The sequence below is a fragment of the Senegalia sp. (in: firmicutes) genome (assembly GCF_052088025.1).
In the GTDB taxonomy this organism is placed as follows: domain Bacteria; phylum Bacillota; class Clostridia; order Tissierellales; family SIT17; genus Anaeromonas.
Map to the genome: position 1 here is coordinate 1 of NZ_JBQCYD010000033.1, position 25,337 is coordinate 25,337.

At 26.6% G+C, this 25,337-nt stretch carries 27 protein-coding genes; 24 read left to right on the plus strand and 3 right to left on the minus strand.

The window, feature by feature from the left end; all coding sequences use genetic code 11:
* Positions 1-86 precede the first annotated feature (86 nt).
* Together ACTHUW_RS09160 and ACTHUW_RS09165 are read right to left on the minus strand one after the other, a co-directional pair.
* On the minus strand, positions 87-2,075 hold the full coding sequence (locus ACTHUW_RS09160) for a hypothetical protein (protein ID WP_442210387.1): 1,989 nt from the start codon (positions 2,073-2,075) through the stop codon (positions 87-89).
* Positions 2,072-4,141 (minus strand): efflux RND transporter permease subunit, encoded by a 2,070-nt coding sequence (locus ACTHUW_RS09165; RefSeq protein WP_442196543.1) that lies wholly within the window; start codon positions 4,139-4,141, stop codon positions 2,072-2,074. Before ACTHUW_RS09165 ends, ACTHUW_RS09160 begins: the two co-directional genes overlap by 4 nt.
* A gap of 188 nt (positions 4,142-4,329) precedes the next feature.
* Here ACTHUW_RS09165 and ACTHUW_RS09170 point away from each other — a divergent pair, with 188 nt between their 5' ends.
* The 15 genes from ACTHUW_RS09170 to ACTHUW_RS09240 all read left to right on the plus strand — a co-directional run bounded on the left by ACTHUW_RS09170 (position 4,330) and on the right by ACTHUW_RS09240 (position 15,381).
* Positions 4,330-4,905, plus strand: a complete 576-nt coding sequence (locus ACTHUW_RS09170; RefSeq protein ID WP_442196542.1) for a TetR/AcrR family transcriptional regulator C-terminal domain-containing protein — start codon at positions 4,330-4,332, stop codon at positions 4,903-4,905.
* A gap of 106 nt (positions 4,906-5,011) precedes the next feature.
* The gene (locus tag ACTHUW_RS09175) at positions 5,012-5,386 is read left to right on the plus strand and encodes a hypothetical protein (protein WP_442213113.1); all 375 of its coding nucleotides are present in this window, start codon (positions 5,012-5,014) and stop codon (positions 5,384-5,386) included.
* Positions 5,387-5,433: 47 nt separating this feature from the next.
* Complete coding sequence (locus tag ACTHUW_RS09180; protein ID WP_442213115.1) at positions 5,434-6,687, plus strand: HlyD family efflux transporter periplasmic adaptor subunit; 1,254 nt, start codon at positions 5,434-5,436, stop codon at positions 6,685-6,687.
* A 6-nt stretch (positions 6,688-6,693) separates the two neighbouring features.
* Positions 6,694-7,389, plus strand: coding sequence for a YggS family pyridoxal phosphate-dependent enzyme (locus ACTHUW_RS09185; protein ID WP_442213123.1), 696 nt, complete (start codon positions 6,694-6,696; stop codon positions 7,387-7,389).
* A 12-nt stretch (positions 7,390-7,401) separates the two neighbouring features.
* A complete protein-coding gene (locus ACTHUW_RS09190; RefSeq protein WP_442196539.1) occupies positions 7,402-7,848 on the plus strand; it encodes a cell division protein SepF in 447 nt (148 codons plus the stop codon).
* Positions 7,849-7,864: 16 nt separating this feature from the next.
* Entirely contained in the window at positions 7,865-8,140 is a 276-nt protein-coding gene (locus tag ACTHUW_RS09195) for a YggT family protein (protein ID WP_442196538.1), read from the plus strand.
* 8 nt (positions 8,141-8,148) lie between these two features.
* Positions 8,149-8,943, plus strand: a complete 795-nt coding sequence (locus ACTHUW_RS09200; RefSeq protein WP_442196537.1) for an RNA-binding protein — start codon at positions 8,149-8,151, stop codon at positions 8,941-8,943.
* Between the two features lie 13 nt (positions 8,944-8,956).
* Positions 8,957-9,424, plus strand: a complete 468-nt coding sequence (locus ACTHUW_RS09205; RefSeq protein ID WP_442196536.1) for a DivIVA domain-containing protein — start codon at positions 8,957-8,959, stop codon at positions 9,422-9,424.
* Between the two features lie 52 nt (positions 9,425-9,476).
* Positions 9,477-10,178 carry a 5'-methylthioadenosine/adenosylhomocysteine nucleosidase gene (locus ACTHUW_RS09210; protein ID WP_442196535.1) on the plus strand — a complete coding sequence of 234 codons (702 nt, stop codon included), beginning with the start codon at positions 9,477-9,479 and terminating at the stop codon, positions 10,176-10,178.
* A gap of 16 nt (positions 10,179-10,194) precedes the next feature.
* Complete coding sequence (gene aroF, locus ACTHUW_RS09215) at positions 10,195-11,007, plus strand: 3-deoxy-7-phosphoheptulonate synthase (protein WP_442213117.1); 813 nt, start codon at positions 10,195-10,197, stop codon at positions 11,005-11,007.
* 275 nt (positions 11,008-11,282) lie between these two features.
* On the plus strand, positions 11,283-11,885 hold the full coding sequence (locus ACTHUW_RS09220) for a TraR/DksA C4-type zinc finger protein (protein ID WP_442196533.1): 603 nt from the start codon (positions 11,283-11,285) through the stop codon (positions 11,883-11,885).
* An 87-nt stretch (positions 11,886-11,972) separates the two neighbouring features.
* On the plus strand, positions 11,973-12,431 hold the full coding sequence (gene lspA / locus ACTHUW_RS09225) for a signal peptidase II (protein WP_442196532.1): 459 nt from the start codon (positions 11,973-11,975) through the stop codon (positions 12,429-12,431).
* Positions 12,409-13,353: an RluA family pseudouridine synthase gene (locus ACTHUW_RS09230; RefSeq protein ID WP_442213119.1), complete on the plus strand. Its 945-nt coding sequence runs from the start codon at positions 12,409-12,411 to the stop codon at positions 13,351-13,353. Before lspA ends, ACTHUW_RS09230 begins: the two co-directional genes overlap by 23 nt.
* A gap of 149 nt (positions 13,354-13,502) precedes the next feature.
* Entirely contained in the window at positions 13,503-14,036 is a 534-nt protein-coding gene (gene pyrR, locus ACTHUW_RS09235) for a bifunctional pyr operon transcriptional regulator/uracil phosphoribosyltransferase PyrR (protein ID WP_442196552.1), read from the plus strand.
* Positions 14,037-14,100: 64 nt separating this feature from the next.
* Complete coding sequence (locus ACTHUW_RS09240; protein WP_442199535.1) at positions 14,101-15,381, plus strand: uracil-xanthine permease family protein; 1,281 nt, start codon at positions 14,101-14,103, stop codon at positions 15,379-15,381.
* A 21-nt stretch (positions 15,382-15,402) separates the two neighbouring features.
* Here the strand turns inward: ACTHUW_RS09240 and ACTHUW_RS09245 are convergent, their stop codons facing one another.
* Positions 15,403-17,178: an Rqc2 family fibronectin-binding protein gene (locus tag ACTHUW_RS09245; RefSeq protein ID WP_442210378.1), complete on the minus strand. Its 1,776-nt coding sequence runs from the start codon at positions 17,176-17,178 to the stop codon at positions 15,403-15,405.
* Between the two features lie 207 nt (positions 17,179-17,385).
* Here ACTHUW_RS09245 and ACTHUW_RS09250 point away from each other — a divergent pair, with 207 nt between their 5' ends.
* From ACTHUW_RS09250 to ACTHUW_RS09290, 9 genes are all read left to right on the plus strand, one after another.
* Positions 17,386-18,267 carry a YicC/YloC family endoribonuclease gene (locus ACTHUW_RS09250; RefSeq protein WP_442196528.1) on the plus strand — a complete coding sequence of 294 codons (882 nt, stop codon included), beginning with the start codon at positions 17,386-17,388 and terminating at the stop codon, positions 18,265-18,267.
* 15 nt (positions 18,268-18,282) lie between these two features.
* Positions 18,283-18,546, plus strand: coding sequence for an extracellular matrix/biofilm regulator RemA (remA, locus tag ACTHUW_RS09255; protein WP_442196527.1), 264 nt, complete (start codon positions 18,283-18,285; stop codon positions 18,544-18,546).
* Positions 18,547-18,559: 13 nt separating this feature from the next.
* The gene (gene gmk, locus ACTHUW_RS09260; RefSeq protein WP_442196526.1) at positions 18,560-19,162 is read left to right on the plus strand and encodes a guanylate kinase; all 603 of its coding nucleotides are present in this window, start codon (positions 18,560-18,562) and stop codon (positions 19,160-19,162) included.
* Positions 19,163-19,166: 4 nt separating this feature from the next.
* Positions 19,167-19,376, plus strand: a complete 210-nt coding sequence (gene rpoZ, locus ACTHUW_RS09265) for a DNA-directed RNA polymerase subunit omega (RefSeq protein ID WP_442196525.1) — start codon at positions 19,167-19,169, stop codon at positions 19,374-19,376.
* A gap of 12 nt (positions 19,377-19,388) precedes the next feature.
* Positions 19,389-20,567 carry a bifunctional phosphopantothenoylcysteine decarboxylase/phosphopantothenate--cysteine ligase CoaBC gene (coaBC, locus tag ACTHUW_RS09270; protein ID WP_442196524.1) on the plus strand — a complete coding sequence of 393 codons (1,179 nt, stop codon included), beginning with the start codon at positions 19,389-19,391 and terminating at the stop codon, positions 20,565-20,567.
* Between the two features lie 87 nt (positions 20,568-20,654).
* The gene (gene priA, locus ACTHUW_RS09275) at positions 20,655-23,129 is read left to right on the plus strand and encodes a primosomal protein N' (protein WP_442213121.1); all 2,475 of its coding nucleotides are present in this window, start codon (positions 20,655-20,657) and stop codon (positions 23,127-23,129) included.
* Positions 23,130-23,149: 20 nt separating this feature from the next.
* Positions 23,150-23,599, plus strand: coding sequence for a peptide deformylase (gene def / locus ACTHUW_RS09280; RefSeq protein WP_442196522.1), 450 nt, complete (start codon positions 23,150-23,152; stop codon positions 23,597-23,599).
* 3 nt (positions 23,600-23,602) lie between these two features.
* Positions 23,603-24,529 (plus strand): methionyl-tRNA formyltransferase, encoded by a 927-nt coding sequence (fmt, locus tag ACTHUW_RS09285; protein ID WP_442199464.1) that lies wholly within the window; start codon positions 23,603-23,605, stop codon positions 24,527-24,529.
* A 16-nt stretch (positions 24,530-24,545) separates the two neighbouring features.
* A complete protein-coding gene (locus ACTHUW_RS09290) occupies positions 24,546-25,289 on the plus strand; it encodes a DUF116 domain-containing protein (protein WP_442196520.1) in 744 nt (247 codons plus the stop codon).
* Positions 25,290-25,337: the final 48 nt, after the last annotated feature.

Sequence of the window (25,337 nt, forward strand, 5' to 3'; positions counted from 1 at the left end):
TTAATATGCAATATAATAGAAAATAAAAAGTTTTAAAAAAATCAAGAAGATTTTAATCTTCTTGATTTTTTTATAAATTCAATAAATTAATTTAATCCGAATATTTTAAGGATCTTTTGAAAGAAGTTCAAACTTTCTTTAAAGTCATCATCATCTTGGACAGCTTCTTTAGCTTTTATAGGCTTTGTTTTTATTACAAATTGAACAGATTTAATATTTTTATTTTTACTTGAAACAAATGATGAAGTTTTGGAATCATCATTTGTAAATTTTGATAAGATGTCATCAACTTTATTTTCTATTTCTACATCAATATCAGATGTTCCTTCTTTAAACTCACCTGTTCCTTGTGCCAAATCTTCTGTAGCATCATATAATTTGTTTATTCCAGATGCTAAATCATCTGTTCCAATATAAAGAGAATTAGTGCCAGTATAGAAACTCTTACTAGCAAGAGCCAAATTATTTGCTCCATTAACTATATTAGAATAACCATCAATTATTTCTGAAACTCCATTTGTATATTCATTGATACCATTATCAAACTCAGCATACTTTTTGTTTAATTCATTTATTCCATTTGATAATTTAGTCATATCTACTAATATATGACTAAGATTTTCAGAAAGCTCTAATATTGCTTGATCAAATAATTTATATTGATTTTTTAAACTTTCACTTCCCTTATAAAGATTAGATATAGATGAAGAAAGACCATTTAAATAATTTTCAGTTCCAGAAATAGCTGCATTGTTTCCCTTAATTAATTTAAGAATATTACTAAATTTATCAATTTGATTTTTAAGCTCCAATGCTTCTTTCTCATAAGCTTCTACATCTTTAATTTCCATATAAGATTGTGTTAAGGAGTTAATTTCATTATTTAACATTTTAATAGTTTCACTATTACTTCCCTTTAAATTATCTATATCAAGCCCATTTTTATTCATTATTGACTTGTAATTTTCATAAGTAGTATTAGATTTTAAAGAATCAATTCCTAAATTAATTTCATCAATAGCTGTCTTTATTTTTGATGAAGAACTAGATAGTTTTTCCATGCTATCTGTTGAAAGAGATACTTTTGATAAGGAAGATTCAATATCTATTAAAGTTGTTTTAATTTGTGAAGAACCATTAGTTATTATTGAAGATTTATCATTCAATTCATTAAGACCTTCTTCTACTTCTTCTATGCCTTTCTTTAAAGATATAATACCATCATTTAAATTATATGAACCATTCTTTAATTGATTTGCTCCAGAAACTAATTTATCACTACCATCATTTAGTGTGGATGCTCCATCCTTTATATTATTTGCTCCATTATCAAGTTTAGATATAGATTCATTTAAGTCATTTACTTTACCGGTAATTTCACTTTCATCTATATCAGCATTGATATTTAATCTTATACCATTCATATTTATAGCATCCATTTCAAACTCAACTACATCTGAAGTTATACTGATTTTTGCACCTTCTGCGGGGAGGGTTGTATAAGTAAATTGCTTATCCTTTCCTACATTTGCAATTGTTGCTCCATCTGTCTTTATATCCTTAAATTTATTTGAATTTAATCTTAATTCAGTTTGTAGTGCATACTCATTATAAAAATTTTTATCATTATTTTTATTTTCCTTTATATCTATATTAATTTTAAGAAAGCCAGATTTTCCTATGATATCTTCTGGTAAATATTCCTTATTATCTAAATAATATTTAATAGAAATATTCCATGGTAGTGTTTGATTTTTAAGTTTACCTTCATAATAAAGTTTATCATTTTCATTTGTAACAGTAATTTTATTATTTACCATAGTAATCTTTTCATTTGAAATCATATTTCGAACCTTAGAATATTCACCATAATCAACTATTTTACCTTCTTTATCAAATATATTCACAACATAAATCTCATCTACTTTTCCATTGTATTTAAGATTTGCATACACAACTTCTTCTTTTCCTTCATAAGTTTTTGAAGCAAGTATAGTATTAGATACAGAAAAAATCAATGTTATTACAAGTAATAAAGCTATTAAAGGTTTTTTAACTGTATTTTTTATTTTCATTTTTCATTCTCCTTTTTTATAAATTTGACTCCTTTAGTAGTTTTTTCAATAGGCTTATCTAACAAATACATTAAACCAGGTAGTGCTAAAAACACTATTGTCATAGACATTAAGGTTCCACGGCCAAGCAATAAACCAATCTCTTTTAAAATTCCATGAGAGGTAATAAAGTAAAGTAAAAACCCAGCAATTACTAAAGCAAGTCCTGATGTCAATATTGATACGGTGACAGTTGATATGATTTTTTCAACTGAATCTTTTTTGTTGAAATCCCTTCTAAATTCAAGATATCTATTGGTCATGAGTATAGCATAATCTACTGTTGAACCTAGTTGTATTGAACTTACAATAAGATAGGCAAGGTAAAATAATATAGTATCTGAAAAATATGGGACAGATAGATTTATCCATATTGCCGTTTCAATTATAAGAACAAGAATGACTGGTATAATTAAAGATTTAAATGTCAATAAAAGTACTATAAATACGGCTGTAATTGCTATTAGATTGACCCGGATATTATCAGCTTTTATTGTATCCATCAAATCATAAGTACTAGCACTTTCTCCAGCAAGATACCATTTATCAGGATAGTACTTTTGAGCTACATCTCTTACTTCTTCAACTACTTCAAATGCTCTTTCTCCTTCAAATTTAGTTTTAACTGTTAATATCATACGACTATAGTTATCAGATTCAAGTTTATTAAGCATTTTTTTATCTAAATATTCATAAGGTATTTCTGCACCAGCAGTATCTACATATGAGATTATATTATTAACTTCTTTAATATTTTTCAAATCATCACTAAGCTTTATCTGAGTAGGACTACCCTTACTTGGAACCATTAAAACCATTGTATTAGATTTTCCAAACATATCATTTATAGTTTCAGTATCACTTCCTAGCTTAGTAGATGGACCAAATATATGCTCAGAACCATAATAAAAGCTATTGTTGATTTGAGCAAGATATGATGGAACAATTAAGATAGATAAAATAATAACTGCGGGTATCATTATTTTACTGACAAATCTTCCAAATTTCTTAAACTCAGGTAGTAAAGGTTTGTGGCTTGTTTTTTCAAATAAATTATAAGTTAAAAGTACTAAAACTGGTAGTAAAGTAAATACAGTTAAAAGACTAAATGCAATTCCTTTAGCAAGAGATAATCCTAAATCAGGTCCAATTTTAAAACGCATTAAAATTAATGCTGCAAAACCTATCATTGTAGTTACACCACTTGATAAAATAGAAGATACAGATTTAGATAAGGCCTTAAGCATTGCAGTTTCAGCGTCTAAACCACTTTTACAATATTCATTAAAGCGATGTAATAAAAAAACTGAGTAATCTAGAGATACAGCTAACTGCAATATATTACCTGCACCATTTGTAACAAAAGAAATTGTTCCAAACATCAAATTTGATCCTGAGTTAAGTAAAATTGCTACTCCTATGGTAATTAACAAAATAACAGGTTCAAACCATGATGTAGTAGTTACAAGTAAGATTAGAAATACTAATGGTACAGCTATTTTCACTATTTTAGAAATTTCTTTTACTGTAGATTCAGTAGCTACAGCAGTATTAACAGCTGCACCTGTCATTGAATTTTTATCACCTATTAAGTCTCTGATAGAATCAATTGATTCAACTATATGCTTGTCATCTATAGTCACGTTAAAAAGAGCATTTTTATCTTTATAATATGATTCTACTGTTTCTAAATCTTGACTTTGCATTGGTTTTCTAATATTCACAGCATCATCTAACCACGATACATCTTTAACCCCATCTATATCAAGTAATTTCTTCTTATAATCAAGAGCCTTAGAAATACTAACATCCTTTATCATTATTCTTGCATTTGGAATACCACCTTCAAATTCTTCTTCCATGATATCAATAGCTTTTGTAGATGGACTATCTTGGGGAAGATAATCATTTAAATTATAATTTACATCAACTTGCATGTAAAAAAATGCACAGATTATAGAACTAAATAAAAACAATGATACAAGAAACTTTTTATGATTTAATATCCACTTAAAAAATACTTCCATTATTTACACCTCATTTAAAATCTTGATTTAAACATTACTTTATAAATTATAGCTATTATAATCATGATTGAAAATGGATAAAAGGTAGACATATGTGGCAAATTAGGACAAATGTCTAAATTTATTGAATGGAATTATTGATAAAGAGATAATATAAATGTATAATGAATACTGATGAGGTGATATATATGGGATATGAAACAACTAGTTTAATGACAAAAAGAGCCTTAGCTCATTCTTTAAAAAAATTTATGGAAAAAAGACCTTTAAATAAAATAACCGTTAGTGAAATAGTAGAAGATTGTAAGGTAAATAGAAAAACCTTTTACTATCACTTTAAAAATATATATGATTTAGTTAGATGGATGTTTGAAGAAGAAGCAATTGAAGTTGTAAAACAATACGATTTGACTACAGATTATAAAGATGCTATTTTGTTTACTATGGATTATGTGGAAAAAAACAATCATATATGTAATTGTGCACTAGACTCTTTTGGAAGAGATGAACTGAAATTATTTTTTCAAAAAGATTTTTTTTCAGTAATAGGTAGTATAGTAGAAAAGATATCTGAAGGAATGAATGTCTCAACTGATTTTAAAAAATTTCTTATAAATTTTTATACAGAATCATTAGCTGCACTTTTGATAGATTGGATTAGAACTAAAAATTATAAGAATAAAGAACAAATCGTTAAATATATTTCAATTACCTTAGAAGGTACAATTAAACAAGCCCTACAAAGAGCAGAAATAGAATTATAATTTAAATTTCAATTGAAAACTACTTACTTCTACTAATATAAGATGGCATTTTAAATGATGTTTATGATATAATAAAATTATTAAGATATTAAAGGATAGTGATATTTTGTTGATTTATTTTTTAAAAAACATAAGTTTTATTTTACTTGCTGTTAGTATACTTGGTTATGTATTAGTAGTTATAAAAGAAAAATTATATTTAAAAGAAAATACTATATTAATAGATAAAAAATCAGTTACTTCTGAACATATAAAAGAAGCAAATATAAGTGAATTTTTAATAGGTAGGTTAAAGATCAAAACTGGTGATGAGATTTCTATATTACTTAAATCTGATAAAAAATTTAGTGGAATAGTAATAGGTGCTAAAGAAAAAGAAAACTCTGTACTTTTAGTGACACACAGTGATGAAGTTTTAAAACTAAGTGTAAATAAAATAAAAAAAATTAAATTAATAAGCAAATATGGTAGATTTTTTTAGTAAAATAAGATTTCAAATGATTTAAAATTATAGTTAGAGGTGTAAGTATGAGTAAAAAAGAAAGAATTATGAGAAGGAGACGTAAAAAAAAGATAAAGTTGTTTTTAGCTATTATAATAACTTTGTATATATTATTTATGTTTTTGCCAAACTTATATAGCTCTAAGTCTCAAACTATACTTATCAAAAATGAAAGTATTGAAAAAAAGATAAACAACAAAGCTGTATTAATTAAAGATGAGAAAGTTTATAAGGCAAAGGGTGATGGAGAGTTACAATTTCATCATGATGAAGGAGAAAAAATAGCTAAAGATAAAGTTTTAATTACTCAGATAAATGCAACTGATATTAATCAATATGAAGATGAGATAAAAAATATTGAAATGGAAATAGACAAGCTTAACAATGAAAACAAATCAAATACTTTATTTTCTAAAGATCTAGATAAATTAAAAGAAGAAATAAATGCAAGCAAAGAAAAATTAAAGATAGCAGAAGAAGAAAAAGATAAGGACAAAATAAAGGAATTAGAAAAAAAAATAGCAGAAAAAAAAGATAAGGTTAATACTATTTCTAGACAAAATGGTTTTATGGGTTATAGTATAAATGAATTGTTAGAAAAAAAAGAAGCTTTACTAAAGAAAATATCAGAAAATAACAATAGTATTTTAAGTGAAGAATCTGGAATTATCTCATATCAATTTGATGATTATGAAAAAAAATATTCTATAAACAATATGTCTAGTTTAAAACCTAAAGATATAGAAATCAATACACCACAAATTAAAAACATTAAAAAACTTTCTGATATAGATTTAGGAGACTCTATTATCAAAACCATTAAAGATTTCAAATGGTTTATTGCTATTAATATCCCTATAAAAGATTCAAAGGAGTTAAATAAGGAAGATAATATAAATATTAGAATAAAAAAAGATAATAGGAAACTAAAGGGAAAAATAATAGAGATAAATTCAGATAAAAATAATGCAATGATATTAATTGAACTGGATTCATATTTGTATAAATATTATAAAGATAGGGTTTTAGATGTTGATATTATACTTAAGGAATATGATGGTTTGAAAATTCCATCAAAAGCAGTAGTAGAAAAAGATGGTAGCAAGGGTGTATATACTAAAAATGTGGATTCTATTATAAAATTTAAACCTATAAATATTATTTATGAAAAAGATGACTTTGTTATTGCTTCAAAAGATGAAGAAAATCGTATAAGTGTACAAGCGTTTGATGAAGTGATAATAGATGGTAAAATGATTGAAAGCTATATTAAAGAATAGGGGGTAATTAAAATTTCAATTGAGTCAAATATTCAAGAAATAGAAGAAAAAATAAAAAAAGCATGTGAAAGATCAAATAGAAATAGAGAAGAAGTAAAATTGATAGCCGTTACTAAAACTAAGCCAGTAGAAGTTATTGAAGAAGCAATAGATTTAGGTTTATATGATATAGGTGAAAATAGAGTTCAAGAAATAATAGAAAAGTATGATGATTTAAATACAGATGATTTAAACTGGCATATGATAGGACACCTTCAGACAAATAAGGTTAAGTATATAATAGATAAGGTTCATCTAATACATTCCTTAGATAGATTGTCTCTTGCCAAAGAATTAAATAAAAGGGCTAGAAAGACTGATAGAGTTATAGATGTATTAATTCAAGTTAATATTGCAAAAGAAGAAAGTAAATTTGGATTAAATAAAGATGAAATTTGGGGATTTATAGAAAATATTGAAAAATATCCATTTATAGCTGTAAAAGGTCTAATGGTTATGGCACCTTTTGATGAAGAAGCAGAAAATATTAGATATGTATTTAAAGGAGCAAAAGATTTATTTGAAGAAATAAAGAAAAAAGACATTGATTACATAGAAATGAAACATCTATCTATGGGCATGACAAATGATTTTGAAGTAGCTATTGAAGAAGGTTCAAATCTCATAAGAGTAGGTACAGGAATTTTTGGTAAAAGAAAATAAGGAGGAATAAAAATGTCAGAAAAGGGAAGTATTTTTAATAAAGTTAAATATTTTGTAGGGCTAGAAGATTTGGATGAAGAATATGACGATGTAGATGAAAGTGAAGAATTTGTAGAAGAAGATAAAAATTCCCGTAAATCAAAACAAAAGAAGGTATTTAATATTCATGCTGCAACTAATATGAAACTTGTAATACATGAGCCAGAAATTTATGAGGATATTATAAAAGCTATTGATGATGTTAAGAATAGAAAGCCTGTAGTACTTAATCTTCAACAAATGGAAGAAGATGAAAAGAGAAAGGCTTTTGACTTTACAAGTGGTGCAATATATACTTTGGAGGGAAATATTCAAAAGGTATCTACAGATATATTTATATTAGCTCCAAGTAATGTAGAAATAGATGGTATTATACACGAAGAATTAAAAAACAAAGGGATTTTTCCTTGGCAGAAATAATTAAGAGGTGAATTTAGTGATAGATAATTATGTATTGATTAGAGCTATAAGAATGTTTATAGATTTACTTAAGATTTTGGTAATAGCAAGAATATTTTTAAGTTTAATAATAAGAGATTTAAGAAATCCCTTATTAGCTTTTGTTTATAGTATAACAGAACCTATACTAGCTCCATTTAGGGCACTTATTAATAAATTAGGTATAAGCACAGGAATGTTTGATTTTTCACCATTACTAGCCTTTATAACATTAGATATCTTTGCTAATATTATTATTAGATTATTGATATAGGGGCAATTATGATTAATGACAAGAAAAAGTATTTAGAACATATAGATGATAAAGAGGAAATTATTACATTAAGAAAATTATTAGATGATATAGAAATTGTAATGAGAGATAAAATTGTAATAGCAACAAATTTTTTAAATCCATACCAAAGAACTCTTTGCTACTCCCTACTTAATAGATTTATAGATATATCCTATCATGAAGAAGGTGGATATGAAGATGCAGAGAGGAAAGTGATAATAATATATCCAGATTATTTAAAATATACTAAATTAGATGATTTCATAAGTGTATTTAAAATTACAACTAGCTATGATTTTTCGGATTTAAGTCATAAGGATATATTAGGATCACTTATGGGGCTTGGTATTAAAAGAGAAAAAATTGGAGATATTATCATTTTAAAAGATTTTGCAGAGATTATAATATCTAAAGAATTAAAGGATTATATATCATTTAATTTAAAAAAGATATCAAATCAAACTGCTATAATAAATGAAATAGATAAAGAAGATATAATTATTATCAAGCCCAAATACAAAGAGATACAAACTACCATATCTTCTCTTCGTTTAGATGTTTTAATAGCTGCAATATTTAATTTATCTAGAAAGAACAGTTCAGATATAATAAATTCTGGAAAAGTTAAAGTGGATTTTAAACCCATAGATAATGTATCATTTAAATTAAACGGGGGAGAATTGATATCAGTTAGGAAAAAAGGTAGAGTGAAATTTGAAGGTATATTAGGTGAAAGCAAAAAGGGAAAGTATAGAATATTAATTCATAAATACATAGGATGATGGAGGGATAAATATGTTGACACCACTTGATATTCAAAACAAAGAATTTAATAAAGGTGTAAGGGGATATAATATAAAGGAAGTTGAAACTTTCTTAGATGAAATAATTGTAGATTATGAGAGAGTACATAAGGAAAATATTGAACTAAAAGATAAAATGGCTTCTTTAAATGATAAGATAAAATATTATAGTAGTATTGAAGACACCTTGCAAAAAACATTAGTAGTTGCTCAAAAAACAGCTGAAGAAGTAAATTATAATGCTAAAGAAAAAAGTGATAATATAATTGAAGAGGCTGAGAGAAAATCTAGAGAGATTATTGATAAGGCCAATATGGAAGTAATGCAAATAAATAAAGAATATGAAGAAGTAAAAAAAGAGATGATTCTTTTTAAGATGAAATTTAAAACTTTACTCAAATCACAATTAGAAATGTCTGAAGATCTTTTTTCAGAAGAAAATACTATGATTGAACAATAAGAGGGGGAAACCCCTTTTTTGTCGTTATAAATAAGTTTAAGGAGTTGTTAATATGATTTTTGGGATTATAGGAGCAATGGATGAAGAAGTAGAAAAAATAAAAAATGAAATGATAATAGAAAAAAAAGAAACTAATGCAAAAACTATTTTTTACAAAGGTGTTTTTGAGGGTAAGAATATAATATTAGTAAGATGTGGAATAGGAAAAGTAAACGCAGCAATTATAAGTCAAATATTGATTACACAATATAAGGTAGATATTATAATCAATACTGGAGTAGCTGGTGGTATTAAGGGTGAAGTAGATATAGGAGATGTTGTTATATCTACTGATGTAATTGAACATGATTTTGATGCAAGTAAATTTGGATATGAATTAGGACAAATACCAAGACTTGATGTATTAGAATTTAAAGCAGATGAAAAATTAGTTGATTTAGCTTTTAATGCTAGTAAAAAGGAATTAAGTAATAATAATGTATTTAAGGGAAGAATAGTATCAGGAGATATATTTGTTGCAGAAAAAGAACAAAAAGAAAAATTATGGCAAAATTTCAAAGCTTATTGTGTTGAGATGGAAGGAGCTGCTATAGGTCATAGTGCATATATAAATGATAAGCCTTTTTTGATTATAAGAGCTATATCAGATAAAGCAGATGGCAAGGCTAGTGAAAATTATGATGAATTTGTAAACTTAGCAATAGAAAATTCTATAAATATCTTAAAAGGAATTTTGAAAAGCTATAAAGAGTAAGTATGGAGGAATTAACATGAAATTAAAATATATTGGTAAAGAAACAAGAGATAAAAAAATAATTGACCTAGGTGATGGAGTTAAGATAGGAGAAGACTTTACTATTATAGCTGGACCATGTTCTGTTGAAAGTAAAATGCAGATAGAAAAAATAGCATCATTTTTATCTAAAAAGGGAATAAAAATACTAAGAGGTGGAGCATTTAAACCTAGAACTTCACCATATTCATTTCAAGGTTTGGGTTTTGAAGGACTAAAGTTTTTAAAAGAAACTGCTAAAAAACACAAAATGAAAGTGATTTCAGAGATATTAGATCCAAGGGATGTAGAAGAATCTTTAGATTATATAGATATAATACAAATTGGTTCAAGAAATATGCAAAATTATGCACTTCTAAAAGAAGTAGGTAAGTTAAATAAACCTATAATGCTTAAACGTGGAATGAATGCTACTATAGAAGAATGGCTTATGGCAGCTGAATATATAGCTTTAGAAGGAAATGACAATATTATACTATGTGAAAGAGGTATTAGAACATTTGATAATTTTACAAGAAATACGCTAGATATAACAGCAGTACCTATTCTTAAAAGTCTAACAAGCTTACCTGTCATAGTAGATCCAAGTCATGGCACAGGGGTTAGAAGTCTGGTGCGTCCTATGTCAGGAGCTGCCGCTGCTGTTTGTGCAGATGGGGTAATGGTAGAAGTGCATTTTAACCCTGATAAGGCACTATCTGATAGCAAACAATCTATAGATTTTGAGGAATTTGAAAAACTCATAGATACAACAAAAGGTATATATAGTTGTATTCAAAATGTAAAATAACAAAAATTAGATTTATTCATATGATAATAATATAATAAAAATTTATTGTGAGGTGTCATATGAAAAATCAAAATACTGATTATTTATTACTTTTTTTTCTGCTGCTTTGTCATTTATATAAGGCAGAGTTTAAAAAAGACAATCTATTGTTTTTCTATTTATACTTATCAATTTTTGCTCTATAGTATAATTATTTAAATAAATCCTCATTATATAGATAGTGAGGATTTATTTATGGGTATGATAGTAATATAGATAAAATGAGGAGGATATAAATGAATAAAGAAAAAACAGAAAAATACAAAGAAATGTTACTTAAAGAAAAAGAAAACATAAAGGAGACAATAAGTGATTTAAAAGAAGAATTTGATGGTTCAGTTACTAATTCTACTGGAGAATTATCTTCTTATGATAACCATCCTGCTGATATAGGAACAGAAGTATTCATGCAAGAACATAATATGAATTTAACAGATAACCAAAAAAATATTATGACGAAAATTGATATTGCTCTTAAAAACATGCAAGAAGGAGAGTATGGAAGTTGTATTGTATGTGGTAGGGAAATTGAAGAAGAAAGATTAGATATATTACCATATACAGTAACTTGTATAGAACATAAAGAAAAAATAGATGAAGTCATAGGAATGACTGATACTTCTGAAGCCAAATATCTAAGTAATATTTTAAGAAGAATGAATAAAGGTGATGAAAATTACTCAGGTATTGATGGAGACGATATAAATAGAAAACTACAAGAACATAATAAAATAGAAGATGACCCTTCAAATTCAACTGGTGATTTAAATGGGGTTTTTGAGGATGATAAGGGATCTGTAGAAGACATTGAAGATATACCAGATAATCAAAAGAAATAAGGGCCATTGCCCTTATTTCTTTGTTTTTGTTGTAATTTCCTTTATAATCTATTAAAATTAGACTATAAAGATTTTAAGGAGGACTGAATGTACATAATACCTATTTTAATTATTATATTAGATCAAGTAACAAAATATTTAGCAGTAATAAAGTTAGAAGGAAAAGCACCTATTGTTTTGATTGATAATTTTTTGCAATTTAATTTTGTAAGAAATTATGGGGCTGCTTTTGGAATACTAAATTCACAAAGAACATTTTTTTTAATAATTACTGTAATAATTGTATGTGGAATTATATTTTATATAAAGAAATATAATAATACAAAATTAATGAATTATAGTTTAGTTATGATTATTGGTGGTGCTATTGGTAACTTCATTGATAGATTAAGGATAGAATATGTAATAGATTTTATTGATATTAATTTTGGAAATATTTATGATTTTCCTGTATTTAATATAGCAGATAGTTTTATAGTTATAGGTACAATTTTGTTAGTAATATTAGTTTTAACTGATAATTATGAAGAGAAAAGAAAAGAGTGATTATTTGAGTGATATTATTGAAATTAAAGTTTATGATGATACAAATGAAAGGGTAGATGTATATTTATCTGATGAGTTAGATGAATATTCTAGGTCCTTCATACAAAAACTTATTAAAAAAAATAAAGTGAAGGTAAATGGGGATTTTATAAAGGCTAAAACTATATTAAATAAAAATGATCAAATAATTTTAGAAATACCTGAAGATAAAAAACTAGAAATAAATCCTGAAGATATAAAAATTGATATTGTATATGAAGATGAATATGTAGGAGTGGTTTATAAACCACGTAATATGGTAGTTCATCCTGCACCAGGTAATTATAGTGGTACACTTGTAAATGCACTTTTATATAAGTTTAATTCTTTATCAAATATAAATGGGAAAATCAGACCTGGAATAGTGCATAGAATTGATAAAGATACAACAGGTTTGCTTATGATTGCAAAAACAAATGAAGCTCATATTTCTTTAGCAGCACAATTAAAAGAACATAGTGTAAGTAGAAAGTATATTGCATTAGTAGAAGGTAATATAAATGAAGATAAGGGAACAATCAATGCGCCTATTGGTAGGAATCCAAAAGATAGAAAAAAAATGTGTGTGACTGATTATAATAGTAAGGAAGCTATCACTCATTTTAATGTTTTAAAACGATTTAAAAAATATACTTTAATTGAAGCACAACTTGAAACGGGTAGAACTCATCAAATAAGAGTTCATATGAAACATATAAAACATCCTGTGGTAGGAGATAAAATTTATGGAATAAGAAATCAAAAATTCAACTTAGAAGGTCAATTATTACATGCTAAAACCATTGGCTTTATTCATCCCATAAGCAAAGAATATTTAGAGTTTAGTTCAGATTTACCTGATGATTTTTCTAATATACTAAGAATATTAGAAAGTAAATACTAGACAATAAATATTAAATATGATATGATTAAAAAAATAAATAAAAGCCTTTAAATCAGTACGAGATGCTGACAAGGGACGAATTTTACCATAGTTCTAACCCCTTATCAGTGATGAGGGGTTTTTTATATAATTTTTTTGGAGGTGATAATATCAATACAAAAGCAGTAATTTTAGATGAAAAAGCTATGAATAGAGCTACAACTAGAATATCTCATGAAATTATTGAAAAAAACAAGGGAATCACAGATATTATATTGGTGGGTATAAAAACACGCGGCATTCCATTTTCAAAGAGAATAGCAGAAAAAATAAAAGCTATAGAAGGAAAAGATGTGCAAATAGAACAATTAGATATTTCCTTATATAGAGATGATTTATCAGAGGTGGCTGAAAATCCACTTGTTAAACAAAATCAATTTAATATAGATATATCAAACAAAATTATAGTTTTAATTGATGATGTTTTATATACAGGTAGAACAGTAAGGGCAGCCCTTGATGCTATAGTTGATAATGGTAGACCTAAAAAAATCCAACTAGCTGTTTTAGTAGATAGAGGTCATAGGGAATTACCAATAAGACCTGATTTTGTAGGGAAAAATGTACCTACATCAAAAGATGAAATAATAAATGTGAAATTCAAAGAAACAGATGGTAGCGATGAAGTTACAATAATAGAATAAATATAAAACTTTTAAATTAGTACAGAGATACTATAAAGGAGGTATTTTTATGTCAGAAAATACTATGGAAAATGTTAATATCAAAGTTAAAGAAAAAAGCACTACAAATCAATTGTTTAAAAAGGGAATTTTAAGTATTCAACATGTTATAGCAATGTTTGGAGCTACTGTACTTGTACCTATGATTACGGGCTTAAATCCCGGAGTTGCATTGTTTTGTGCCGGTATGGGAACCCTTATATTTCACTTGGTTACAAAGGGAAAGGTTCCAGTGTTTTTAGGTTCAAGTTTTGCATTTATACCGGTTATAGGAGTTGTATCAGCAAGGTTTGGAGATCTTAGATATGCCCAGGGTGGAATAATGGTTGCAGGGTTTTTATATCTTTTATTTGCATCCCTTATAAAAATATTTGGAGTAGAAAAGATTAAAACATTCTTTCCACCAATAGTTACAGGTCCCATGGTAATTGTAATAGGTCTTATAATGAGTCCTACAGCAATAGAGATGGCATCAAGTAATTGGCTAGTTTCACTTGTAGTAGTATCTACTGTAATTATATTTTCTGTATTTGGAAAAGGAATGTTTAAAGTTATACCAATACTTTGTGGTGTAATAGTAGGATATATTTTATCAGTAATGTTAAATATAGTTGATTTTACACCAATTACCCAAGCTGCAATTATATCTGTACCAGAATTTACCTTACCTAAATTTAGTTTAGAAGCCATAGCAATAATTGCTCCTATAGTTTTGGCAGTTTTTATGGAGCATATTGGTGATATAACTACAAATGGGGCAGTAGTAGGAAAAGACTTTTTCAAAGATCCAGGTCTTCATAGAACACTTATAGGAGATGGACTTGCTACACTTTTTTCCGGGCTTTTAGGAGGTCCTGCAAATACGACATATGGAGAGAATACATCTGTACTTGCGGTTACAAAAAACTATGATCCTTCTATTTTAAGGATTGCTGCTGTTATAGCAATACTAATAAGTTTTATTGGAAAAGTTGGTGCAATACTTCAAACTATTCCAGTAGCAGTAATGGGTGGAGTTAGCCTTATACTTTTTGGAATGATAGCTAGTGTAGGTATAAGAACATTAACTACAAAAGAAGTTGATTTTTCTAGTAATAGAAATTTAATCATAGCATCACTTATTCTTGTAATTGGAATAGGAACTGAAATATTAAAAGTAAAACAAGGATTATTTTTGGCAGATGGAACTCAAGCTTTCACTGGTTTAATAGGAATACCAATTACTAACAGTATTCAAATAGTAGGACTTAGTCTAGCAGCAATAATAGGTATTTTTATGAATAAAGTATTACCTGAAGAAGCATAAATGGATAAAATAAAAAGCGGATTAATCCGCTTTTTTTATTTTGCTTATTTCCTTTTCACTTGGTGTTACATATAAGGTATTGTTGTTTTCATATATTACCATACCAGGTTTTGCACCATTTGGTTTTTTAACATTTCTTTTTTCTGTATAATCTACTGCTACATTACTAGACATCCTAGCCTTGCTATTAAATGCTGAAAGCAGTGCTGCTTCATAGAGAGTTTGTTCAGGAATTTCATTTGAATTTTTTCTTATTATAACATGAGAGCCTGGTATATCTTTTGTATGAAGCCAAATATCATTTTTATCAGCAAACTTTAATGTGAGATAATCATTTTGTTTGTTATTTTTGCCAACATAGATATCATAACCTTCAGATGATAAAAAGTGCATAACTTTTGATTCTTTCTTCTTCTTCTTATTTTTTGATTTATTTCTTTTTTTATATTTAATATAATTTTCTTCTATTAATTCTTCTCTTATTTCTTCTAAATCATCTAAATCCGAAGCATTTTCTATACTTAAAAGTATATTTTCTAAATAGTCTATTTCAGCTTTAGTTTGTTTGATTTGATCACTTACTTCAGCAAAGGCACTTTTTAATTTATTATATCTTTTAAACTTCTTTTGAGCATTTTCTGAAGGGGTTAAATTTGGATTTAATGTTATCTTTAAATCCTTATTATCATTATAGTAATCTATTACTTCAATTTCTTTCATACCTTTTTCTATTCTATAAATATTTGCTGTGATTAATTCTCCAGCTATTTTATATTTTTCTCTAGTCTTAGCCTTTAACAATTCATCCTTTTGTTTTGATAATTTGTTTTTATCCCTATCTAATTTAGTTTTAATATTTTTCTTTAAAGATAAGGATTTTTGCTTTATCCTATCTAATCTGTCCTTTGTTTCATATAAGGTATCTAACATTTCATTTATACTATCAAAATTTTCTTTTCTAACATTTTCAAATTGATTTAAATTAATACTAGAAAAAGCTAAAATACTAGTTTTATACTCATTATATACTATGGTAGGATTAGAATTTCTATTCATTATAAAACCTATGATTTCTTTAAAGGATGAAAATAACTTTTTACTATCTTCTTCATTTAATTCATCTGTATTTAAATTTTCATAAATTTCCGCATTATTACATATTTCTTTAGCAATAAGAGGGCTTATTCCAACAAAGTTTTCATAAATTGACTTATATAATTGATTTGAACTCTTGTCATCTTTGATAAAAGATAAAAAGTTACTTTCATTTAAATCAATTGGACTTATCTTATTTTGTGAAGGAGCAGGAGTGTATTTCATACCAGGAAGAATCTGGCGTACACTACTTATATCTGGTGTTACTCTTTTTATTGAATCTATTATTTTTTCTTCTTCATTATTCACTAATATTATATTGCTATGTCTGCCCATAATTTCGATTATAAGCTCTTTTTCTGTTAAATCACCTAATTCATTGTATGATGATATTAATATCTTTATAACGCGCTCAAAACCATCCTGCTCAATAGATAATATCCTACCATTTTGTATGTGTTTTCTAAGAAGCATACAAAACATAGCGGGAGACATGGGATTTTTTTTAGTGTCTTTGGTAAAGTGTATCCTGGGATTGTTGCTACTTGCTGATATTATTAATTTTTTACTTATACCATTATTTCTTATATCTAGTAATAATTCATCATTTTCAGGTTGATGAACTTTATTTATTTTTCCATTTATAAGTGCATATTGAAGCTCATAAACTAAAGCTCTGATTGTAATTCCATCTAAAGACATATTCTACCTCCATAAATTCAATTTCATATTTATTATATCACAAATAATTAATAGTATAAAAAACACAAGTTCACAAATTAATTATTAAGTTTCCGTAATGAAAAGAAGGGTTTTAGAAAGATTTATATAATATACTTATAAGAAGCTGTGAAAATTGACTTTTAGCTGTTTTATGGTAAAATTATTATAATATTGAGGAGGAAAATAATGATTAAAAGTATGACTGGATTTGGAAGAGGAGAAAATAGTGACGATAAAAGAAAATTCATTATTGAAATGAAGTCAGTAAATCATAGATATAATGATATAATAGTAAGGATGCCAAGGCATTTATCCTATTTAGAAGAAAAAATAAAGAAAATGATTAAAGAAAATATAAAAAGGGGAAGAATAGAGGTATACATAAACCTTGAAAATATAAATGATAGTGATTTTAAAATAGATATAAATTTAAATTTGGCAAAAGAATATAAATCAGCATTAAGTTTATTAAACAAGGAATTATCATTAGAAGATATAATACATTTAGAAGATATAACCAAATATCCTGACATTATAAATGTAGAGAAAAAAGAAGAAGATGAAGATATAATATGGGATACTTTATATCCTGCTTTAGATAATGCTATTACTAATTTAGAATCCATGAGAGTTAGAGAAGGTGAAGAATTAGTATTTGATATCAATAAAAGAGTGGATTATATAAAAAAAATGAGTAATGCTGTTGAAAACAGGGCTCCTTTGGTAGTAGAAGAATATAAAATAAAGCTTGAAAATAGAATAAAAAAATTATTAGATAGTCCAGTTGAAATAGATGAATCAAAATTAGCTAATGAAGTGGCTTATTTTGCAGATAAAGCAAATATAACAGAAGAAATTGTGAGGCTTTATAGTCATATTGAACAACTAAAAGATACATTAAGTTCAAATGATACTGTAGGACGTAAATTGGATTTTATAATACAAGAGATGAATAGAGAAGCAAATACAATAGGTTCAAAAGCTTCAGATATTGATATTACAAAGGATGTAGTAGAAATTAAATCTGAACTTGAAAAAATAAGAGAACAAGTTCAAAATATTGAATAGTTAGGAGCGGTTTATTTGTCATTAAAATTAATAAGTATTGGATTTGGGAATATAGTTTCAGGTAATAGAATAGTTGCGATAGTAGGTTCTGAATCTGCTCCTATAAAGAGAATAATACAAGAAGCAAGAGAAAGAGGAATGCTTATAGATGCTACCCATGGTAGAAGAACTAGAGCTGTTATTATTACAGATAGTGATCATATAGTTTTATCTGCTATTCAACCCGAAACTATTTCTCATAGATTAGATGATAATAAAGAAAATAATATTCAAAAATAGAAAGGAGCATTAGATGTCTAAGGGATTATTAATTGTTATTTCAGGTCCATCTGGCGCGGGAAAAGGTACAATATGCAAAGAATTACTTAATGAGTTAGATTTAAATCTATCCATTTCAGCAACTACAAGAGACGCAAGAGTAGGAGAAGTTGAAGGTGAAAATTATTTTTTTATAACTGAAGATAAATTTAAAGATATGCTTTTAGATAATCAATTTTTAGAGCATGCTGAGGTTTATAATAATTATTATGGAACACCTAAAGAATATGTCTTTGATATGCTAGAAGAAGGTAAAGACGTATTATTAGAAATCGATATACAAGGTGCCCTTTCTATAAAAGAAATATATCCTGATGGAGTTTTCATATTCATTCTTCCTCCTTCTATGCAAGAGTTAAGAAATAGAATAGAAAAAAGAGCAACAGAAACAAAGGAAGCAATGGTAAAAAGACTTGATTCTGCATATAAAGAATTGAAATATGTATTTAAATATGATTATGGGGTATTAAATGATACAGTGGATTCTGCAGTGGATAATATAAATGCTATAATCAAGGCAGAAAAATGTAAAGTAAATAGACAGATAAATTTAATTAAAAATATAAAGGAGGTTTAAAAAGATGTTATATCCTTCAGTAAATGATACATTAAAAAAAGTTGATAGTAGATATACCTTAGTTTTATTAGTTTCAAAAAGAGCAAGACAATTAGTTGATGGTGATAAACCATATATAGATATAGATTCAAAAAAACCAGTAAGTATAGCACTTCATGAATTAGATCAAGGTAAAATCACATATTCAAGACCAGATTTTGATACTACAGAATAGAGGTGATGAAAAGTGTTTCAAGGTAAAAATGTAGTCTTAGGAGTCTCAGGAGGTATTGCTGTATATAAAGCTTGTGATATAGTAAGTAAGTTTAGAAAATTAAGCATAAATGTAGATGTTATAATGACAAAATCTGCTACTGAATTTGTAAGACCGCTTACTTTTGCTTCTATGAGTCAAAATCCTGTAACATCAGATATGTTTGAAGAACCAAAAGATTGGGATATAGAGCATATTGCTCTAGCTCAAAAAGCTGATGTGTTTTTAATAGCTCCTGCAACTGCAAATATAATAGGTAAGATAGCTTGTGGCATAGCAGATGATATGCTCTCAACTACAGTAATGGCAACTAAAGCAAAAGTGATTTTTGCTCCAGCTATGAATACACAGATGTATTTGAATCCTATAGTCAATGAAAACATAAAAAAATTAAAAAAATTAGGATATGAATTTATATCCCCAGGTGAAGGTAGGCTTGCTTGTGGTGATATAGGTCCTGGCAAGCTTGCTGATACTGAAGATATTGTAGAGTATGTAAAGAATGAATTAAGTATAAAGAAAGATTTAAAAGGTAAAAGGATATTGATTACAGCAGGACCTACTATAGAAAAGATAGATCCTGTGAGATTTCTTACAAATCATTCTAGTGGTAAAATGGGTTATAAATTAGCAGAAGCTGCAAGAAAAAGGGGAGCAGAAGTAACCCTAATCAGTGGACCTACAAATTTAGAAAGACCACAAGGTATAAATCTTATAGATGTTTTATCAACTGAAGAAATGTATGAAATGGTATTAGAACATTTTAAAGATACTGATATCCTTATAAAATCTGCAGCACCTTCTGATTATAAGGTTAAAAAATATAGTGAAAATAAAATTAAAAAGGCATCAGAGACTTTAAATATTGAACTTGTAAAAAATCCAGACATATTAAAAAAATGCGGAGAAATAAAAACTAATCAGCAATTAATAGGGTTTGCTGCTGAATCTCAAAATTTAGAAGATAATGCTATAGCTAAATTAAAGAAGAAAAACTTAGATATGATTATAGCAAATAATATTTTGGATGAAAATGCGGGATTTAAATCGGATAAAAATAAAGTTACTTTGTTTAAGAAAGATGGATTTAAAAAAGAATATCCTCTAATGACTAAAGAAAATTTAGCAAATATAATATTAGATAATATTTAAATTTAAAATTGGAGCTATTAATAGCTCCAATTTTTTGTTCTAATATCTGTTATAATATATATATATTAATCTGAAAGGCTGATATATTTGAGTTTATATGCAGAAATAATAGTAGACAATAAAAGCACCAATACAGATATACTTTACACTTATAATATTCCTCTTAAATTTCAAGATAATATAAAGGTTGGAATGAGAGTAATAGTAGCTTTTGGTAATGGAAATAAATTATTACAAGGAATTATAATTACTATAAAAACCACTATAAATTTTAGTAGAAAAAAATTAAAAGATATTATAGAAGTTATAGATAAAGAGCCTATTTTATCTAATGAACTTATAGAACTTGGATTATGGATGAGAAAAGAATATTTGTCTCAATATATAGAAGTTTTTAAGACAATTTTACCGAGTGGTATAACTAAAAAGGCAAATCAATATATCTATATAAAAGACAAAGCAAATATAGGTGATATAAAATCGAAAAATCAAATTCAAATAATAAATTGTTTAAATGAAAACAATGGAATAGAATTAGAAAGATTAAAAAAAATAGTTGAAATCAGTAATATAAATTCAAGTTTGAAATCCTTAGTTTCAAAAGATATAATTAAAATTGAAATTAAGATTGAACAAGATATCAATAAAAAATATGAAAAATTTATTATAAAAAAGTTTGATAATAAAGAATTAGTAAAAATATTAAATAAAATAAGTTCTAATGCAAGGAAACAAAGAGAAATAATATTATTTTTAAAAGATTATAAAACAATCAAATTAACTAATCTTCTAAAATTAACTAATTCTAATCATTCAAGTATTAAGGCTTTAGAAAATAAAAAAATATTAGAAATTAAAGAAATGGAAATATCCAGAGAAGTACTAGATAAAGAATATATTAAAACTGAAAATATGAATTTGAATATTGAACAAAAAAATGTTTATGAGAAAATAAACTATTCTATAAATAACAATAAAAATGATAAATTTCTTATTCATGGAGTAACAGGTAGTGGTAAAACTGAAGTATATTTACAATTAATAGAAAATGTAATAGAAAAAAACCAACAAGCAATAGTTTTGATTCCTGAAATTTCACTTACTCCTCAAACTGTAGAAAGATTTGTAAGTAGATTTGGCAAAGAAATAGCTATACTTCACAGTAGATTGTCCTTAGGTGAAAGATATGATGAATGGAGAAAGATAAAGACTGGGAAAGTAAATATTGCAATAGGAGCTAGGTCTGCAGTGTTTGCACCATTTAAAAATCTTGGTATAATAATAATAGATGAAGAACATGAAAATAGTTATAAGTCTAGTATGAATCCAAAATATGATACAATAAAGGTAGCAGAAAAAAGATGTGACTTAGAAAATTCTATACTTGTTTTAGGTTCTGCAACTCCATCTATAGAAAGCTATTATTTAGCTCAAAAAAATAGTTATAGATTACTTGAAATGAATAATAGAGCAAATAAGCAAGAATTGCCTAATGTAGATGTAATAGATATGAGAGATGAACTTGAAGATGGAAATAAATCTATTTTTAGCAATATATTATATAATGATATTACTAAAAATCTAAGAGATAAAAGACAAATTATATTATTTTTAAATAGACGAGGTTTTTCTTCATTTATATCTTGTAGGGAATGTGGCTATGTAGAAAAATGTCCTAATTGTGATATATCATTAACCTTTCACAAAAAAGAAAATTGGTTAAAATGTCATTATTGTGGTTTTGCAAAAAAACCAGTTGAAAAATGTCCAGAGTGCAATAGTAAGTATATAAAACATTTTGGTATAGGAACACAAAAGGTTGAAGAAATGGTAGAAAGTACATTTGAATGCGCAAATGTTGCTAGGATGGATTTTGATACAACAGGTAAAAAAAATAGTCATGAAAAAATATTAAATAAATTTAAAAACAAGGAAATTGATATATTAATAGGTACTCAAATGATATCTAAAGGGCTTGATTTTCCAAATGTTCTTTTAGTAGGTGTTATAGCTGCTGATTTAACATTAAATTTACCAGATTATAAAGCGCCTGAAAGAACATTTCAGCTACTGACACAAGTTGCAGGAAGATCAGGAAGAGGCGATGAAAAAGGAAATGTAGTGGTTCAAACATATGATCCAAGTCATTATAGTATAATATATGCTAAAAGTCATGATTATAAGGGTTTTTATAAGGAAGAAATAAAACTAAGAGAAACTTTTAATTATCCTCCCTTTACAAATATTATAGCTATAGTATTTTCTAGTGTTAATTTAAAGATATTAGAAAGTATTACAAAAAAGATAGCAGAGTTAATAATGAAAAATATAGAACATAAAAAAAGAAGTTTTGATTTTATGAGTAATATATCTGGACCTATGCCTTCACCAATTTCCAAAGTGAAAAACAAATACAGGTACCAAATGATTATAAAGGCAGATAATGAAGACTTAAATATGATAAAAAATATCATTTATTGGGTATGTATAAAAAATAATTATAATATACCATTAGATAAAATAACAATAAGTATAGACATCAACCCAAATTCAATAATGTAAAAATATAGGAGGAATAAAAAATGGCAATAAGACAATTAAGATTTGTAGGAGATCCAATATTGAGAAAAAAATCAAGACAAATAGATAAAATAGATGATAGAGTCCTAACTCTATTAGAGGATATGGTAGAAACAATGTATAAAGAAGAGGGTATAGGACTTGCAGCACCTCAAGTAGGTATATTAAAGAGAGCTGTAGTTATAGATATAGGAGAAGGCCCTATGAAAATAATTAATCCGGAAATTGTTTATGAAGAAGGAGAAGTTATTGATGTTGAGGGTTGTCTTAGTGTTCCTGATGAGTCAGGTAATGTAAAGAGGCCTGAAAAAATCAAGGTGAAATACCAAAATGAAGAAGGTAAAGAAGTGATTGTAGAAGCAGAAGAATTACTTGCACGAGCATTATGTCATGAAATTGATCATTTAGATGGTGTTTTATATATTGATAAATTAGAAGAAGAGGAAGAGTAAAATATGAATATAATATTTATGGGAACACCAGATTTTTCTGTTCCTGCACTTGAAAAATTATATGATGAAAATTACTCTATTGATTTAGTTATAACACAACCAGATAAAAGAAAGGGTAGGGGCAAAAAAATGCTCCCTACTCCTGTTAAATCTAAGGCACTAGAGCTGGGAATTAATGTATTTCAACCTGAAAATATTAATGACATAGAAGCTATAGAAAAAATAAAAAAAGTAAATCCACATCTTATAGTTGTAGTTGCATATGGTCAAATATTAAAAGAAGAAATATTAAATATACCTAAATATGGCTGCATCAATATACATGCGTCCTTACTTCCTAAATATAGAGGAGCTGCTCCAATTAATTGGGTTATAATTAATGGAGAAAAAGAAACAGGTATAACTACTATGCTTATGGAAAAGGGACTTGACACAGGGGATATGCTTTTAAAAGAGAAGATAAATATAGATGATAATATTACAGCAGGAGAACTTCATGATAAATTAATGTATATAGGTGCAGACTTGATAGTAAAAACATTAGAAAAAATTGATGATTTAAAGCCTATAGCTCAAGATGACCATTTATCTTCATATGCCCCTATGATGGATAAAACACTTGGAAATATTGATTGGAATGAAAAAAAAGAAAACATAAAAAACCTAGTAAGAGGTACAAACCCATTTCCAGCTGCTTATAGCTACTATGAAGGTAATAGATTTAAAATTTATGATGTAGATATAGATGAAAGCATTTATGATGGTCAAAATGGACAGATAATTGATATAAATAGTGAAGGAATAGTTGTAAAAGTAAGTAATGGTAGTATTATTATAAAAGAAATACAATTTCCTGGAAAGAAAAAAATGAAAGTTATTGATTATATTAAAGGGAATGATTTAAAAAAAGGGATAAAACTAGGTCAGTAAATTTGGATGTGATAAATTGAATGAACAAAAGAGCTTTATAAAAGTATTGATGTATATAATTTTAGTAGCTTTTTTAATATTATTTGTAGCATTATGGATAGGCTTTAGTGAAAATATTACTTTGATTAAATTTATAATGTTGTTTTTTGGAGCTATTTTCACATTTATAATAATAAGTATATTGTCTATAATAATATTATCTAAGAAATTGTTTAAAAAAAATAATTTGAGTAGTTTAGAATCAAAAATATTATATTATTCTATATCTCTTTATTATCCACTATTAATATTTACAGCTAATATTACAAAGATTGATAAAAATAAAATTAGACTTATATATACTAATATAAATAATTTGCTTATAAAATCAAAAAAAATAAAAATTAAAAAAGAAGAATTATTAGTATTATTACCTCATTGTCTTCAAGATTCTAAATGTCAATTTAAAATAACTAATAATATAAATAATTGTAGAAATTGTGGAAAATGTGACATAGAAAAAATAGTAAATTTAAAAAATAAATATGGAATAAATATCGTTGTAGCAACTGGTGGAACTCTAGCAAGAAAATGGATTGTAGATATGAAACCAAAGGCAATAGTAGCTGTAGCTTGTGAGAGGGATTTATCAAGTGGTATAAGCGATATAAAAGGACTACCTGTACTTGGAGTACTAAATGATAGACCAAATGGTCCTTGCATAAATACAAGGGTCAGTATTGATAGACTAGAAGAAGCTATAAAGTATTTTATAGAATAATATGAATTTTAAAAGGGGATTATCCCCTTTTTTTAAAATATTAATATA

What these genes read in the sequence shown, in the direction of transcription:
- ACTHUW_RS09180 (WP_442213115.1), top strand. Translation starts at nt 5,434, where the DNA reads ATGAGTAAAAAAGAAAGAATTATGAGAAGGAGACGTAAAAAAAAGATA.
- gmk (WP_442196526.1), top strand. Translation starts at nt 18,560, where the DNA reads ATGTCTAAGGGATTATTAATTGTTATTTCAGGTCCATCTGGCGCGGGA.
- ACTHUW_RS09165 (WP_442196543.1), bottom strand. Translation starts at nt 4,141, where the DNA reads ATGGAAGTATTTTTTAAGTGGATATTAAATCATAAAAAGTTTCTTGTA.
- ACTHUW_RS09240 (WP_442199535.1), top strand. Translation starts at nt 14,101, where the DNA reads ATGGAAAATGTTAATATCAAAGTTAAAGAAAAAAGCACTACAAATCAA.
- fmt (WP_442199464.1), top strand. Translation starts at nt 23,603, where the DNA reads ATGAATATAATATTTATGGGAACACCAGATTTTTCTGTTCCTGCACTT.
- ACTHUW_RS09205 (WP_442196536.1), top strand. Translation starts at nt 8,957, where the DNA reads ATGTTGACACCACTTGATATTCAAAACAAAGAATTTAATAAAGGTGTA.
- ACTHUW_RS09160 (WP_442210387.1), bottom strand. Translation starts at nt 2,075, where the DNA reads ATGAAAATAAAAAATACAGTTAAAAAACCTTTAATAGCTTTATTACTT.
- ACTHUW_RS09220 (WP_442196533.1), top strand. Translation starts at nt 11,283, where the DNA reads ATGAATAAAGAAAAAACAGAAAAATACAAAGAAATGTTACTTAAAGAA.
- ACTHUW_RS09210 (WP_442196535.1), top strand. Translation starts at nt 9,477, where the DNA reads ATGATTTTTGGGATTATAGGAGCAATGGATGAAGAAGTAGAAAAAATA.
- ACTHUW_RS09170 (WP_442196542.1), top strand. Translation starts at nt 4,330, where the DNA reads ATGGGATATGAAACAACTAGTTTAATGACAAAAAGAGCCTTAGCTCAT.
- lspA (WP_442196532.1), top strand. Translation starts at nt 11,973, where the DNA reads ATGTACATAATACCTATTTTAATTATTATATTAGATCAAGTAACAAAA.
- ACTHUW_RS09190 (WP_442196539.1), top strand. Translation starts at nt 7,402, where the DNA reads ATGTCAGAAAAGGGAAGTATTTTTAATAAAGTTAAATATTTTGTAGGG.
- ACTHUW_RS09230 (WP_442213119.1), top strand. Translation starts at nt 12,409, where the DNA reads ATGAAGAGAAAAGAAAAGAGTGATTATTTGAGTGATATTATTGAAATT.
- aroF (WP_442213117.1), top strand. Translation starts at nt 10,195, where the DNA reads ATGAAATTAAAATATATTGGTAAAGAAACAAGAGATAAAAAAATAATT.
- ACTHUW_RS09200 (WP_442196537.1), top strand. Translation starts at nt 8,149, where the DNA reads ATGATTAATGACAAGAAAAAGTATTTAGAACATATAGATGATAAAGAG.
- ACTHUW_RS09245 (WP_442210378.1), bottom strand. Translation starts at nt 17,178, where the DNA reads ATGTCTTTAGATGGAATTACAATCAGAGCTTTAGTTTATGAGCTTCAA.
- ACTHUW_RS09250 (WP_442196528.1), top strand. Translation starts at nt 17,386, where the DNA reads ATGATTAAAAGTATGACTGGATTTGGAAGAGGAGAAAATAGTGACGAT.
- def (WP_442196522.1), top strand. Translation starts at nt 23,150, where the DNA reads ATGGCAATAAGACAATTAAGATTTGTAGGAGATCCAATATTGAGAAAA.
- rpoZ (WP_442196525.1), top strand. Translation starts at nt 19,167, where the DNA reads ATGTTATATCCTTCAGTAAATGATACATTAAAAAAAGTTGATAGTAGA.